13 protein-coding genes are annotated in these 14,403 nt (G+C 68.8%); 7 read left to right on the top strand and 6 right to left on the bottom strand.

The window, feature by feature from the left end:
- The first annotated feature begins 46 nt into the window (after positions 1-46).
- A complete protein-coding gene (locus SYV04_RS10260; RefSeq protein WP_321545498.1) occupies positions 47-733 on the top strand; it encodes an ABC transporter ATP-binding protein in 687 nt (228 codons plus the stop codon).
- An 82-nt stretch (positions 734-815) separates the two neighbouring features.
- Here SYV04_RS10260 and SYV04_RS10255 read toward each other — a convergent pair whose 3' ends face one another.
- Positions 816-1,013 (bottom strand): hypothetical protein, encoded by a 198-nt coding sequence (locus tag SYV04_RS10255; RefSeq protein WP_321545497.1) that lies wholly within the window; start codon positions 1,011-1,013, stop codon positions 816-818.
- 221 nt (positions 1,014-1,234) lie between these two features.
- Here SYV04_RS10255 and SYV04_RS10250 point away from each other — a divergent pair, with 221 nt between their 5' ends.
- From SYV04_RS10250 to SYV04_RS10240, 3 genes are read left to right on the top strand one after another with little or no spacing between them, the layout of a single operon-like run.
- Positions 1,235-1,687, top strand: a complete 453-nt coding sequence (locus tag SYV04_RS10250) for a hypothetical protein (RefSeq protein ID WP_321545496.1) — start codon at positions 1,235-1,237, stop codon at positions 1,685-1,687.
- Positions 1,688-1,694: 7 nt separating this feature from the next.
- Positions 1,695-3,113 carry a sensor histidine kinase gene (locus SYV04_RS10245; protein ID WP_321545495.1) on the top strand — a complete coding sequence of 473 codons (1,419 nt, stop codon included), beginning with the start codon at positions 1,695-1,697 and terminating at the stop codon, positions 3,111-3,113.
- Positions 3,110-4,450 (top strand): sigma-54-dependent transcriptional regulator, encoded by a 1,341-nt coding sequence (locus SYV04_RS10240; RefSeq protein ID WP_321545494.1) that lies wholly within the window; start codon positions 3,110-3,112, stop codon positions 4,448-4,450. Before SYV04_RS10245 ends, SYV04_RS10240 begins: the two co-directional genes overlap by 4 nt.
- Positions 4,451-4,466: 16 nt before the next feature.
- Here SYV04_RS10240 and SYV04_RS10235 read toward each other — a convergent pair whose 3' ends face one another.
- Both SYV04_RS10235 and SYV04_RS10230 read right to left on the bottom strand, forming a co-directional pair.
- Positions 4,467-6,329, bottom strand: a complete 1,863-nt coding sequence (locus SYV04_RS10235; protein WP_321545493.1) for a putative metal-binding motif-containing protein — start codon at positions 6,327-6,329, stop codon at positions 4,467-4,469.
- A 111-nt stretch (positions 6,330-6,440) separates the two neighbouring features.
- Positions 6,441-8,081, bottom strand: coding sequence for a hypothetical protein (locus SYV04_RS10230; RefSeq protein ID WP_321545492.1), 1,641 nt, complete (start codon positions 8,079-8,081; stop codon positions 6,441-6,443).
- A 163-nt stretch (positions 8,082-8,244) separates the two neighbouring features.
- On the opposite strand from SYV04_RS10230, the gene SYV04_RS10225 reads away from it, so the two are divergent.
- Genes SYV04_RS10225 through SYV04_RS10215 form a run of 3 tightly spaced genes read left to right on the top strand, consistent with a single transcriptional unit; the run spans position 8,245 to position 11,741 of the window.
- Positions 8,245-9,330 (top strand): vWA domain-containing protein, encoded by a 1,086-nt coding sequence (locus SYV04_RS10225; protein WP_321545491.1) that lies wholly within the window; start codon positions 8,245-8,247, stop codon positions 9,328-9,330.
- A 54-nt stretch (positions 9,331-9,384) separates the two neighbouring features.
- Entirely contained in the window at positions 9,385-10,791 is a 1,407-nt protein-coding gene (gene gor / locus SYV04_RS10220; RefSeq protein WP_321545490.1) for a glutathione-disulfide reductase, read from the top strand.
- Positions 10,792-10,847: 56 nt separating this feature from the next.
- Entirely contained in the window at positions 10,848-11,741 is an 894-nt protein-coding gene (locus SYV04_RS10215) for a 1,4-dihydroxy-2-naphthoyl-CoA synthase (protein ID WP_321545489.1), read from the top strand.
- Positions 11,742-11,786: 45 nt separating this feature from the next.
- On the opposite strand, the gene SYV04_RS10210 is transcribed toward SYV04_RS10215, so the two are convergent.
- From SYV04_RS10210 to SYV04_RS10200, 3 genes are read right to left on the bottom strand one after another with little or no spacing between them, the layout of a single operon-like run.
- Positions 11,787-12,071 (bottom strand): hypothetical protein, encoded by a 285-nt coding sequence (locus tag SYV04_RS10210; RefSeq protein WP_321545488.1) that lies wholly within the window; start codon positions 12,069-12,071, stop codon positions 11,787-11,789.
- A 35-nt stretch (positions 12,072-12,106) separates the two neighbouring features.
- The gene (locus SYV04_RS10205) at positions 12,107-13,243 is read right to left on the bottom strand and encodes an ABC transporter permease (protein ID WP_321545487.1); all 1,137 of its coding nucleotides are present in this window, start codon (positions 13,241-13,243) and stop codon (positions 12,107-12,109) included.
- 15 nt (positions 13,244-13,258) lie between these two features.
- The gene (locus tag SYV04_RS10200; protein ID WP_321545486.1) at positions 13,259-14,398 is read right to left on the bottom strand and encodes an ABC transporter permease; all 1,140 of its coding nucleotides are present in this window, start codon (positions 14,396-14,398) and stop codon (positions 13,259-13,261) included.
- Positions 14,399-14,403: the final 5 nt, after the last annotated feature.

The following is a 14,403-nucleotide window of genomic DNA, read 5'->3' as shown; positions in this document are numbered from 1 at the left end:
CTTGCGGCGAAGGGCTGCTAACGTCCGCTGTGACTGAGAGTCCGCCATGGCCGCACAGAACCTCATCGAGCTGAAGGGCATCACCAAGGACTACCTGCTGGGAAAGACGCAGGTGAGCGCGCTGCGCGGCGTGGACCTGAACGTGAGCGCCGGCGAGTTCACCGTCGTGACCGGGCCCTCGGGCAGCGGGAAGACGACGCTGCTCAACATCATCGGGTGCTTGGACCGCGCCACGAGTGGCCTCTACCAACTGGATGGCGAAGAGGTGGGGGACCGCGACTTCGACGCGCTCGCGGAGGTACGCAACCGGAAGATCGGCTTCATCTTCCAGAGCTTCAACCTCATCCCCGTGCTGGACGTGGCCGAGAACATCGAGTTCCCGTGCGTGGTGCGCAAGGACGGTGAGAGCAAGGGGGCGCTGCGCAAGCGCGTGGAGGCGCTCGCCGAGGCGGTGGGGCTACGGCCCTACCTGCATCACCGGCCGGACGAGCTGTCCGGGGGCCAGCGTCAGCGCGTGGCCATCGCCCGCGCCCTCATCACCCAGCCCCGGCTGGTGCTGGCCGATGAGCCCACCGCCAACCTCGACTCCGGCACCAGCGAGCAGATCATCGACCTGATGCTCGCGCTCAACCGGGACAAGGCCGTCACCTTCCTGTTCTCCACGCATGATCCGCGCGTGGTCGCGCACGCTCGGCGGGCCCTGCGCATCCAGGACGGGCGGATGCTCGAATAGCGCTGCTGGCGTGCCCCTCGAAGCACGAAGGGCGCCCTCCGTGTGGAGAGCGCCCCCGTGTGACTCCAAGCGGAGCGAGAAATTACTTCTTGGTCTCGGCCGTCTGGGGAGCCTTCTTCTCCTCGGCCTTCTTCTCCTCGACCTTCTTCTCGGTCGTGGTCTTGGTCTCGGCCTTCACCTCGGCGGCGGCCGGGGCCTTGGTCTCGGTGGCGGCAGGGGCCGGGTCAGCGGCAAACGCGGTGGCGGAGGCGAGGACGACGGCGGCGATGAAGCTCTTCATGGTGTGTCTCCAGAGTTGAGCAGCAACGGCGCGGGATGCGACCGTTCGCGCCCCAATCCCAGAGCAGGCCCCGTGCCAGCGCCCGCTCCCTCTGAAGGCAGGGGGCCTCGGACGCTGGAGTGGGGAGATTCTCCCCATTGGAACTCAAAAGGTGTGGATGTCGTCCACAGGGGAAGGGGAGGCCCTTTGACGGAACCCCCGACTTCTGCGATTTGCGGGGGATGCGCTACCTGCTCCTCACCACAATGGTGATGGGGTGCGCCCTGGGGTGTGCGACCCCGGGTGTTCCCCCCGAGCTCCTGCAGACGCACCTGCGCGAGTCGCAGCGCTGGCAGCTTCAGTACGAGGAGGAGCATGCGCGCGCCGAGGCGCTGGCCCAACAGCTGGCGGCGCTGGAGGCCGCGCTGGAGGTGGAGCGTCTGGAGCGAGCGGAGGCCGAGCAGGGTCGGCAGGCGCTCAACGAGGAGCTGTTGCGGGCCGTGGTGCGCGCGGAGGCGGAGCGCCAGGCCCTGGAGGAGCACAACGCCCAGCTTCGAGTGGAGCAGCGCGAGCTGACCGAGATGCACGAGGAGATGTCCGACGTGTGGTTCGAGTCGGCGCTGCTGCGCGCGCGGCGCCACAACCCCGCTCCGGCTCCGGCGAGCCCGGCTGGCAACGCGAGCGCTTCGCCCTGAGCCCTCGGTGAGCTCGCGCGCGCCCATTGGCGGCTATCGGGCAGGCTTCCTCTTCGTCGTGGCGCTCCTGTCGGCGGTGGCGGCCTTCACCTTGTGGACGGAGGTGCGCACGGGTCGTCAGGTGGACGCGTTGGTGCGCGAGGCCCTGGAGCGGGCCAGCCTCATCGGCCGCATCCGCGTGGACACGCTCTCGCTGGAGAGCGCCATCGAGGCCCACATCCGCGCCACGAAGGACGAGGATCGCCGGGTGGCCGACGCGGTGATGGAGGACATCCTCGCGGGCATCCGCCAATCGACGGAGGCCTACACCCGCAACCTGCCGCCCGGGGAGAAGGAGGCGTGGCAGCGCTTCACCACGGCCTGCCAGACGCTGGCGGATCAGGTGCGCGCCGCGGCGGTCTTCTCCCACCGCCTCGAGGCGGAGCAGGCCCGGCACCACCTGGTGGAGCGCATCCGCCCGCTGGTGATGGAGGTGGACGCGCTGGCCACGCAGCTGGCCCGGGAGAACGCGGACGAGGCGCAGGAGCTCGTGGGGCACCTGGCGGGACTGCGGGTGCGCAACACCGCGCTGGGCGCGGGCGCCACGCTGGTGGCCATCCTCGTGTCGCTGCTGGTGGGCTGGTCCATCACCTCGGTGTTGCGTCGCCAGGAGGCCACCATCCAGCGTCAGCTCGAGGACCTGGGGCGGGCCAACCAGGAGCTGGATGCCTTCACCAGTCGGGTGGCGCATGACCTGATGGGCCCGCTGGCGCCGCTGAAGGGCTACCTCACGCTCATCCGCCGCACGGGCGGGGTGCAGGACGCAGGGGCGCTCGAGATGCTGGCGCAGAGCGAGTCGAGCGCCATGCGGATGGGCGAACTCATCGAGGCGCTGCTGCGCTTCTGCCGGGCCGGCAAGCGCGGGGAGCGCACCTCGGCGGAGCTGGACACGGCGGTGAGCACGGTGCTGCTGGAGTTGGTACAGACGGCCGCGGCGCAGGGCGTAACGCTGGAGCGCGAGCTGGCGCCGGGCGTGGCGGTGGACTGCCCCAACCAGTTGCTCCAAGTGGTGGCGCGCAACCTGGTGTCCAACGCGGTGAAGTACACGGCGGGCCGGCCGGCACCGCATGTCACTGTCCGCGTCTTCATCGCGGGCTCCGAGGCGGTGCTGGAGGTGGGGGACAACGGTATCGGCATGAGTGACGCCACCCGCGCCTCGCTCTTCCAGCCGTTCTTTCGCGCACCCGAGGCCCGGAGCCTGCCCGGCCATGGCCTGGGACTGGCCACCGCGAAGCGGCTGGTGGAGGCGCACGGAGGCACGCTCGCCGTCGAGTCCCAGGAGGGCGTGGGAACGAAGATGACGGTTCGCCTCCCGCGCGTGATACGGCCAGAGGTGGCTGGCACCGGGCCAGCGCCTGCTCCTCCCACCCGACAGGTGGCGCAATGACCGCCGTGCGAATTCTCGTCGTCGATGATGACCCTCACGCGAGGGACTTGCTGCAGCGGCTGCTCGGGGGCCTGGGCGAGGTGGTGCGAGCCTCCGACCCGAAGAGCGCGGCCGAGCGGCTGGCCGAGGAGGGGCCGTTCGACCTGGTGCTCACGGACATGGCGATGCCCAACCCGGGCGATGGCCTGCGGGTGCTCCAGGAAGTGAAGGCGCGGCAGCCGGACGCACCCGTCATCGTGGTGACGGCGTTCGGCAACATCGAGGGAGCGCTGGACAGCATCCAGCAGGGCGCCTTCGACTACCTGGCCAAGCCCTTCGACGTGGACGCCATCCTGCGTGTGTCGCGGCGGGCGCTGGAACAGAAGCGGTTGGTGGAGGAGAACCGCTCGCTGCGCAAGCAGGTGGAGCGCAGCTCGCTGGTGGGTCGCAGCCCGGCGCTGCTGGAGGTGTACAAGCAGGTGGCGCGCGCCGCCACGAGCAACGTTCCGGTGCTCATCACCGGGGAGACGGGGACGGGCAAGGAGATGGTGGCGCGGGCGCTCCACAAGCGCTCGCCGCGCGCGGGCGGCCCCTTCATCCCCGTGGACTGCGGGGCCATCGCAGAGTCGCTGATGGAGAGCGAGCTGTTCGGCCACGCGCGCGGGGCCTTCACGGGAGCGGCGGGAGCACGGCGCGGCCTGTTCGAGGAGGCCAGCGGCGGCACGCTGTTCCTGGACGAGATTGGAGACGTGGGGCTGAAGGTGCAGTCGCAGTTGCTGCGAGTGCTGCAGGAGGGGGAGATCCGCCGCGTGGGCGAGAGCGCGCCAGTGAAGGTGGACGTGCGGGTGGTGGCGGCGACGAACAAGGACCTGAAGGCACGGGTGGCGGAGAGCCTGTTCCGGGAGGACCTGCTGTACCGGCTGGACGTGGTGCATCTGCACCTGCCGCCGCTGAGGGAGCGCAGAGAGGACATCTCCGGGCTGGTGGAGCACTTCACGGCGCTGCACGCGCGGGGCGGAGTGCGGCCCGTGGTGACCCAGGAGGCGATGGCGCGGCTGACGGCCTACGACTGGCCGGGCAACGTGCGGCAGTTGGAGAACGTGGTGGCGCGGGCGCTGGCGCTCAACGTGACGGGGGTGCTGGGGCCGCAGGACTTCCCAGAGCCCATCGGGGATGCGCCGAAGAAGCTCACGGGGCTGGCGGGAGATCTGCCGAGCCTGGCGGAGCTCTCGCGCCGGTACGCGGCGCACGTGCTCCAGCACGTGGGAGGCAACAAGAGCGAGGCCGCGCGGCTCCTGGGAGTGGACCGCAAGACGCTCTACAAGCTGCTGGAGGCCTCCGAGCCCGAGGCGCGCTGAAGAGGCAGGAGGCTCGCTACTCCGCGAAGTGCAGCACGAGCCCGTCCTCGCCCACGGCCCAGACATCCCTGGGAGAGCTGAGCGCGATGTCCCAGAGCGCCCGGTCCGCGTCCTGGAGCGGGGGATCGAGCCAGCGGGTCGCGTTGCGCAGGCGGATGCGGCCGTCCGTGTCGGTGACGTAGATGGAGGCCGCGTCCAGCACCACCACGCTGGTGAAGTCCGCGGTCGGGGCGTCATCCGGAGGAGCGATACGCTCCCAGTCGGACGTCCCATTCCACTTCATGATCAGCCCGTCATCTCCCACCGCATAGGCGAGGCCGGGCACGCCCATCCACACGGCGCGCAGGCTCCCGCCATATCCTCCAGGGACACTGTTCAGGGTCTGCGCCGCGGCTGTGGCGCCGGTCCCCGGATAGCTCACGATGTGCGGGCCGAAGGGAGCGGTCTCCCGGCCTCCCACGACGAGCAGTTGGGTGGACGCCAGCCCGTGGATTCCAAAGTAGGTGGGAGGATCCGTGTTGTAGCGCTCCTGCGGTGTGCTGCCGGGAGTCCACGCGTACAGCCGGCCCCGGTCATCCACCACATACAGCGTCGTTGTCGTGCCCGTGTCGAAGCCGATGATGCCCGTGAGGTCGTTGTTCGTGGTCACTCGCGTCGCATTGACGCAGGCGGTGCCCGTGTGCTCGGCCAGGTACCCCGCGTCCCCCACCAGGAACACGTGCCCGTCGACCGGCCGGACCCACGCGGCGCGCCAGTTGCGGTTGTTGCAGGTTCCATCCCGGCTCGTGAATGCCCCAGTCGCGGCGTTGCGGAACGCCAGCACGCCATTCATTCCCGCCACCCACACCGGCAGCCCATTGTTCCCGAGCGCCACGGTCTTCCAGTCCCGGTTCCCCGTGAGCGCGGCATCGGTGGACGCCTTCCACCCCTTGCCGTCACAGGCGTTGTCCTCGTCACGCTGCCCGTCGCAGGTATTGTCCCGGCCGTCGCAGGCTTCGGTCCGCTCATGCCGGTTGAGTGGATCCTGGTCGTCGCAGTCCAGTGCGTTGGGCACCGTCCCCGCCGGCGGCGGGGTGCCGGGACACACGGTGACCGCGGTGCTCGGAGTCCCCGCCCCATCATTGTCCGCGTCCTGGTAGTACATGTCCGGCACGGGCCCGTTGCAGGCCAGGGCGTTGCGGCTGGCATTGCAGACGTACTGCCCGGAGCACGGCTCACTGCACCCCGCGCCCTTGAGGGCGAAGCCGTCGTCCACCTGCCCGTCACAGTCGTCATCCACCTCGTCACACAAGGTCTCGGGGGCCGAGCTGGCGCGAGGGTAGACCTGGTCATTCGAGTCCCGGCAGTCCGTGTTGTCCTGCACGTAGCGCGGGGTGCTGGCGGGCTGCGTGCAGCTCCTGATCGGTGCGGCCGTGCTGTCTCCGAAGGTGTCGCCGTCCTGGTCGGGGTACCAGAGCGGGCCCACGCCTTGATCCGGGGTTCCGTCACAGTCGTTGTCCAGGTTGTCGCAGACCTCGGTGGCGGCAGGGTGGACGCTTCCCTGGGAGTCATCGCAGTCCGTGCCCCCGTGGGTGGTGGGCACGTAGCCGTCGCCATCCGTGTCCGGGGCCTCCAGGGTGATTGCGAGCGATTCGACCCGGGCCTTGCGGAGCTCGACCTTGCGGAGCTGCTCGGCCACCACCGGTCCCTCGCACGACTGCTCTCGGGCGGTGATGGTGAGATCGAGCGAGTGGCTCCAGCTCTCCTCACGGTAGACGGCGAAGCGCACCGTCGAGGGGCCTCGCGCGAGGACCGCGACCTGATCCGCTACCTGTTGCTCCGAGGCTTCGGCGTCACGCGCCACGACGGTGATGCACCCGGCCTTGAAGGTGTAGGTCACCTCGACCCGAACAGCGGCTTCGCGAGAGTCTGGCAGGCACCCGCTTCCGACTAGGAGAAGGATCAGGGAGAGCGATGCGAGTCGGCCCATAGGGCGCTCATTGTAGATCCATCACGGGGGATATCGGCCTGTCGAAGCGACCGGCCGGGCGAGCAGCTCCCGGCGGCGCCGGGCGACATCCAGCACCGGGTCCCAGGTGCCCCGGATCCAGGGTAGGAGTTCGGCCACGATGGCCTGTCGCACCTCGCGGACGGCATCCACCATGGTGAGTCGTGAGGGCTCTTCACGGGATCCAACCGCGAAGGTGATCACCGAGGCGCTGCGCAGCGCGCGGCAGGCGCTGAGGACGGCCGAACCCAGGAAGCCTCCCTCCGCCGACCCCAGGGGTTGGGCATGGGCGGCCCACTCGGCCCGTTGTTCCTCGGTGGGCGCGCAGAGGGTGGCGAAGGTGACGGACCAGGAGGCCGAGAACTCATCCGGGGCGCTGAGCTGGCTGGGGACGAGATCGCCTCGGTTCACTGCCCGTCTCGCGGACACTTCGCTCGGGTCCAACACCCAGTCCTCCAGGGCGAAGAGGGCCTCTCGGGGACCGTCGTTCAGGGCATAGGAGGAATCCCAGAGGCCCACCACGCGGCGCGCGGCGGCCAGCGCCATGCGCACGCACAGCTCATGGCCGTAGGGAATGAAGCCCGCGGCCCAGCGGGTGAGCGCTCGCTCCAGGGGCTCGGAAGGATCCTGGGGTACGACATCCTGGAGAAGGCGCACGGCGCGCTCATCCTGGAGCGGTTCGGCGCCGTGGGTGCGTGTCTGGGTGAAGAGCTGGTCTCGGAGGATGCCATCGACGGCCGCCTCCAAGATGAACGCAAGCGAGCTGGAGACGCTGAGGCCGCGAAGCACCGGCAGGAGGGGCTCGGCTCTGGCGCCCAAAGAGCCGATGAGCTGGAGGACTCGCGCGCACTCCGAGAGGCTGCGCTCATCGTGCCGGGAACTCAGTCGCAGCAGTTCCTCCCGTAGGAGCTCGAACGCTCGCGGTGTGTCGAACTCCACCAACGCGCGCAGGGCCTCGATCCGATTGGCGTCATCCAGGATGATCTGCTCCTCAAGCGCGGTGCAGATCTCCGGATCTGGAGCTGGAAACCGCGCGAGGATCCGCAGGGAGTAGCGGCGCACCCGTTTGTCCGAATCCGTCAGGCGAGAGAGCGCGGCGCGGCGGACCTCCTCGGGTAGCGCTCCTTCGAGGAAGGACAGGGTGCGCGCGGCTTGGATCCGGACACCGAGCTCGTGCTTGCTGCCCAGGCACGTGAGGAGCGCTCGGACGGCCAGCGCAGTGGGGTACACGTGAAACAGGGACAGCACATAGAGCGTCATCTGCCGCAACTGGGCGCTCGGAACGTTCAGGGTCTCCAGCAGCGCGGGGACAGCACAGGTCGGCGTGGGCTCCATGCGCGCCAGGACATCGACGCAGTGAGTACGGATCCGAGTTTCGAGTTTGTTCTTCGCGGCCAGTTGCTTCGTGCGCAGCGTGTCCACCAGCGCGGGCACCGCAGCCAGGCCCGCCTTGAGCACCATCTCGGCGGGGTCTGGAGTGGGGTAGCTGCCCGGGGCCGCGAGGACGAAATCCGCGATCCACTCGCGGATCGTCTTTCCCTCCACGCGCCATCCCGTGCGTTGGAGGGCCGCATCCAATCGTCGCAAGGAGGCGAGATCATCCGGCCGGGCCTTGCGCCTCAGGTGTTCGAGTTCCGCGTCCATGGCGGGGCCATCTTACGGGACAGCGACGAGGGCCCTGACACGTGGGTCTGACCTTTCACGGGAGGCATTTCGAGACGCGTAAACGTGCTCTGGCAAAGCGGATTTTTTGTCAGACGTACTGAGTATTCCTGTGCCCGTTCAGCCAATCGAACCCGAGGGGAAAATGGGCACTGCGGTGATTGATAATCGCGTCGAGGTTGTCTTCAGCTTTGACACCACGGGCAGCATGTATCCGTGTCTGGCGCAGGTGCGAAAGAAGCTGGGCAGCACCGTGACGCGGCTCGCGAAAGAGATTCCTGGCATCCGCATCGGCATCATCGCGCACGGTGACTACTGCGATGAGGGCTCCACGTATGTCACGAAGATCCTCGACCTGACGGATGACAAGGACGCCATCGTGCGCTTCGTGGAGCGCGTGGAGCCCACTGGCGGCGGCGACGCGCCCGAGTGCTACGAGCTGGTGCTGAACCAGGCGCGCAAGCTGTCGTGGACGCCCGGGTACACCAAGGCCTTCGTGCTGATCGGCGACGATGTGCCGCACGGGCCGAAGCAGAACCCGCGCAAGCTGGACTGGCGCGACGAGGTGAACGCGCTGGGGAACATGGGCATCCCCGTGTACGGAGTGCAGGCGCTCAACCGCCGCCACGCGACGCCCTTCTACAAGGAGCTGGCGCAGAAGTCGGGCGGATTCCACCTGAGCCTGGATCAGTTCGCGTACATCACCGACACGGTCCTGGCCATCTGCCTCAAGCAGTCCGGAGACATGAAGCTCCAGGCCTACGAGTCGGAGGTGTCCAAGGAGGGCCGCATGAGCCGTGGCCTGAACAGCGTGTTCAACACGATGCTCAAGCGTGAGACGCCGACGGTCTACGCCTCCACGGACCTGCGCGCGGTGGCTCCGGGCCGCTTCCAGTTCCTCGACGTCGATGGGGACACGCCCATCAAGAACTTCGTCACCGAGAACGGCCTGAAGTTCAAGCCGGGCCGTGGCTTCTACGAGTTCACCAAGACGGAGACCATTCAGGGCCGCAAGGAGATCGTCCTGATGGACCGCAAGACGGGCGACCTGTTCAGCGGGGACGGGGCCCGAGAGATGCTGGGGCTGCCGCCCGGAGAGACGGTGCGCATCCGCCCCGCCAACCTGGAGAAGTACGTGGTGTTCGTTCAGAGCACGTCCAACAACCGCAAGCTGATGGGTGGCTCACGCTTCCTCTACGAGGTGGAAGACTGGGACGGCGCGCGCGCCTGAGGATGGCTAAGGTCGCCTCATCGGGTCCCATGGCTCGGGACGAGGAGGCGGCACATGCCCCAGTACGACTTCGACTTGTTCACCATTGGCGCGGGCTCGGGCGGGGTGGCCTCCAGCCGCAGAGCCGGCTCCTATGGCGCGAAGGTGGCCATCTGCGAGGAGGACCGGGTGGGAGGCACCTGCGTCCTCCGGGGCTGTGTCCCCAAGAAGCTCCTGGTCTACGGCGCCCACTTCCGTCACGACTTCGAGGACTCCGCGGGCTACGGCTGGTCCGTGCCCGAGCCCACGCTGGACTGGAAGAAGCTCCAGGCGGCGAAGGACAAGGAGCTGGACCGCCTCAACGGCGTGTACAAGCGGCTGCTACGGGACTCGGGTGTGCAGCTCATCGAAGGCCGCGGGCACGTGGTGGATCCGCACACGGTGGAGGTGGCCGGCAAGCGCTACACGGCCGCCCACATCCTCATCTCCACGGGCTCGCGTCCCTTCCTGCCCGAGATGCCCGGCATCGAGCACGTCATCACCTCGGATGGCGCGCTGAGCCTGAAGGAGCTGCCGCGCCGGATCATCATCGTGGGTGGCGGCTACATCGGCGTGGAGTTCGCCGGCATCTTCAACGCGCTGGGCGTGAAGGTGGTGGTGCTCATCCGCGGCGACACGGTGCTGCGGGGCTTCGATGATGACGTGCGCTCGTTCCTCACCCAGGAGATGCGCAAGAAGGGCATCGACATCCGCTCCGAGGTCTTCGTCCGGGACCTGGAGAAGAGGGCGGACGGCACGTTGAGCGTGTTGACCACGATGGGTGACACGCTGGAGGCGGATGCGGTGATGTTCGCCACCGGCCGCGTCCCCCACACTCGTGGCATCGGGCTGGAGGAGCTGGGCGTGAAGCTCGACAAGCGTGGGGCCGTGATGGTGGACGCCGGCTCGCGCTCCTCGGTGGAGAGCATCTACGCGGTGGGAGATGTGACGGACCGCCTCAACCTCACGCCCGTGGCGATCGCCGAGGGCCGGGCGCTGGCGGAGACGCTCTTCAATGACAACCCGATGCAGCTGGACCACTCCGGGGTGCCGTCGGCGGTGTTCAGCCAGCCGCCGGTGTCGACGGTGGGCATCACCGAACTCGCGGCCCGAGAGTCCCACGGCAAGCTGGACGTGTACGTGTCCAGCTTCCGGCCCATGAAGTACACGCTGAGCGGCCGGGAGGAGCGGGCGATGATGAAGACCATCGTGGAGCGCGACACCCAGCGCGTGCTCGGCTTCCACATGGTGGGGGTGGATGCGCCGGAGATCGTCCAGGGGCTGGCGGTGGCCCTCAAGTGTGGTGTCACCAAGCAGCAGCTCGATGCCACGGTGGGCATCCACCCCACGGCGGCCGAGGAGTTCGTCACCATGCGGGACAAGCGGCCCGATCCTCAGGAGAGCGCGGAGCGGGAGCCGGGCCATGAAGCCGTGAACAACTAGGCGTGGGCTGGTAGGGTCGCTGGCTGATTTCCCCCTCGTTCTCAGGGAGCGACTCCATGGTGTCGAGCATCTTCAACCCCGCCCGTTGGCAAGCCGTCGAAGGCTTCAAGTTCAAGGACATCACCTTCCACCGCGCGGTGGATCAGGGCACGGTGCGCATCGCCTTCCACCGTCCCGAGGTGCGCAACGCCTTCCGGCCTCGCACGGTGGACGAGCTGTCCACGGCGCTGGAGGCCACGCGCTTCATGACGGACGTGGGCTGTGTGCTCATTACCGGCAACGGGCCCTCGCCCAAGGATGGTGGCTGGGCCTTCTGCTCCGGCGGAGACCAGCGCATCCGCGGCAAGGATGGCTACAAGTACGAGGGGGACGAGGGCAAGGTGGACCCGGCGCGCCTGGGCCGCCTGCACATCCTCGAGGTGCAGCGGCAAATCCGCTTCCTGCCCAAGGTGGTCATCGCCGTGGTGCCAGGCTGGGCGGTGGGCGGCGGCCACAGCCTGCACGTGGTGTGCGACATGACGATCGCCAGCAAGGAGCACGCGGTCTTCAAGCAGACCGACCCGGACGTGGCCAGCTTCGACAGCGGCTATGGCTCGGCGCTGCTGGCGCGGCAGATCGGCCAGAAGCGCGCCCGGGAGATCTTCTTCGTCGGTCGCAACTACTCGGCCGAAGAGGCCTTCCAGATGGGCATGGTCAACGCCGTCGTCCCGCACGCCCAGCTCGAGGACTTCGCGCTCGACTGGGCGGCGGAGATCAACACCAAGAGCCCCACGGCCATCAAGATGCTCAAGTACGGCTTCAACCTGCCGGACGATGGGCTCGTGGGCCAGCAGCTCTTCGCGGGCGAGGCCACGCGCCTGGCCTACGGCACCGAGGAGGCCCAGGAAGGCCGCGACGCCTTCGTCCAGAAGCGCAAGCGCAACTTCAAGCGCTTCCCCTGGACCTACTGAGCCCTCGGATTTTCGAGGCCATGTGACTCGGGCGGCAGGGGCCGCTCAGAAAGTGTCGGCCACGCAGCGCCCGTTCTCGCAGCGCGGGTTGGTATAGGCCACGCAGTCCACGGCACTGCCGTAACAGCAGACGTTGTCGGCCATGGAGTCGATTTCCTTGGCCTTGGAGGCGTTGACGGGGCTGGCACACGTGCATTGGGACGAGCCGGCGAGGACGCAGGTGTCCCCCGGCTCGCAGGCTTGGGCGTCCTCTTTCTCTTGGGAGAGCTCCTCGCGAGCGACGCAGCAACCCGAGAGGAACACGACGGAAGCAAGGATGAGATAGCGCATGGGCTGGGACGCCTTGCACGCCTCGCGCCAGGGCCTCACCCCGCGGTCTTGTGGAAGCGCCGCGCCGCCACCGCCAGCACGGTCGCCCCGAAGGTGGCCAGCAGCAGCACCTGGAGCCAGAGGTCCCCCAGGCCCGCGCCCTTGAGCAGCACACCGCGGAGCACCTCCACGTAGTAGCGCACCGGGTTGAGCCAGGTGAGCCATACCAACCAGCCCGGCATGCCGCGCAGCGGCGTGAGCACTCCGGACAGCAACACCGCGGGGAGCAGGAAGAGGAAGCCCCCCACGAAGGCTTGCTGCTGGGTGCGGCTCAGCGTGGCGATGAGCAGGCCTACGCCCAGGGTGGACATGACGTAGAGCAGCGTCACCCCCGCCACCAGCCACAGGCTGCCGCGCAGAGGCACCCCGAACACCCAGGTGCCCACCGCGAGCGCCAGCCCCACGTCCGCCAGCCCCACGAGGATGAACGGCGTCACCTTGCCCACCATGAGCACACCCGGGCGCAGCGGGGTGACCTGGAGCTGCTCCAGCGTGCCGCTCTCGCGCTCGCGCGCCAGGCCCATCGCCATGGTCACCGTGGTGACGATGAGCAGCAGCATGGCCATGATGCCGGGCACCACATACACCGCCGTGGACAGCGTCGGGTTGTAGAGGACGCGCGGGGCCAGCTCCACCGCTGGCCTGGGGAGCGCCTCTCCTCGGGCCTGGGCCTGGGCGCTCAGGTGCTCCACCGCCCGCGCCGCCGCGTGCCGGGCCACGGCGTCTGCGGCCGTCGCCGAGCGCACCGGATCCGAGCCATCCACCAGGGCCTGCACCCTGGCGCTCTCGCCGCGCAGCAGGTTCTTCTGGAAGTCGGGAGGGAACACCAGCGCGACCGAGGCGTCTCCCTGCTCCAGGAGTTGCTCGGCGGCGCGCTCGTCCCGGGCCTCCATCTTCAGATCCAGGGTGTCCCCCGCGAGCAGGCTCTGGGCATGGGCCCGGCTCTCCTCGGAGCGGTCCCGGTCCACCACGGCGGTGGGGACGTGGCGCACGTCGAAGTTGACGGCGAAGCCCAGCACGAAGAGCTGCACCAGGGGCGCGGCGGTGAGCAGGGCCAGCACGCGCTTGTCGCGCATCGTCTGCCGTACCTCCTTCACCACCACCGCGCGGTACTGCACCAGGAGTGGATGCATGGGACAGGACTCCTCTCAGTCCAGCCGGCGCTTGAAGCGCGCCATGGCGGCCACCAGCATCAGCGCCGCGAAGAGGGTGAGCGCCACGAGCTGGGGCCACAGCTCGCTCAGGCCGTTGCCGCGCAGCAGCACCCCCCGCAGCGTGCCCACGAAGTAGCGCGCCGGCACCAGGTTGCTCAGCAGCCGCAGCGGCAGCGGCAGGTTCTCGATGGGGAAGATGAAGCCCGATAGCAGCATGGAGGGGAGCACCGACGTCATGGTCGCCATCTGCGTGGCCACCACCTGGTTGCGTGTCACCACGGAGATGAACAGCCCCTGGCCCAGCATTCCGATGAGGAACAGCAGCGCGCCCAGCCCCAGCACCCCGAGGCTGCCGCGCACCGGCACATCGAAGACCCACGCGCCCACCGTGAGCACCAGCAGCACCTGCAGCAGGCCGATGCCCAGGTAGGGCAGCAGCTTGCCCACGACGATCTCCATGCGCCCCACCGGCGTGGCGAAGAGCTGCTCCATGGAGCCGCGCTCCCACTCCCGCGCCACGGTGAGCGCGGTGATGAGCACCGCGACGATGGCCAGCAGGTAGGCGGCCAGGCCCGGCACCAGGAACAGCGCCGAGCGGCCCGTCGGATTGAACAGCGTGCGCAGTCGCACCTCCACCGGGGGGGAGGGCAGGGGCGCACCCGCCGGAGCCAGCCTGCGCGAGGCGACGTCCACCAACGCCTGGGCCTTGGCGAGCGCTTGATTGGCGGTGTTTCCGTCCGCGCCGTCTACCAGCAACTGCACCCGGGCGCCGCCCCGGCTCACCTCTTGGGAGAAGCCGTGGGGCACCACCAGCGCAGCCACCGCCTGTCCCCGTCGCAGGGCTCGCAGGGCCTCCTCGGAGGAGGTGCCTTCCTGGACGACGGTGAACTCACCTCCCGCGGTGAGGTGGCGCACCAGCTCGCGCGAGGCCGTGCTCCGGTCCTGGTCCACCACCGCCAGCTCCAGGTGGTCCACGTCGAAGCTGATGCCAAAGCCGAAGAGCACCAGCAGCAGCACCGGCATGGCCAGGGCCAGGTACAGCGTGCGCACGTCCCGGCGGATGTGCTGCACCTCCTTGCCCGCCATCGCGAGCGTACGACCCAGGGTGCGGCGAAGAGAGGAGGCGGAGGCCATGGCGC

It is taken from the genome of Hyalangium ruber, from assembly GCF_034259325.1.
Lineage (GTDB): Bacteria > Myxococcota > Myxococcia > Myxococcales > Myxococcaceae > Hyalangium_A > Hyalangium_A rubrum.
This window is presented reverse-complemented; position numbering and strand designations above follow the sequence as displayed.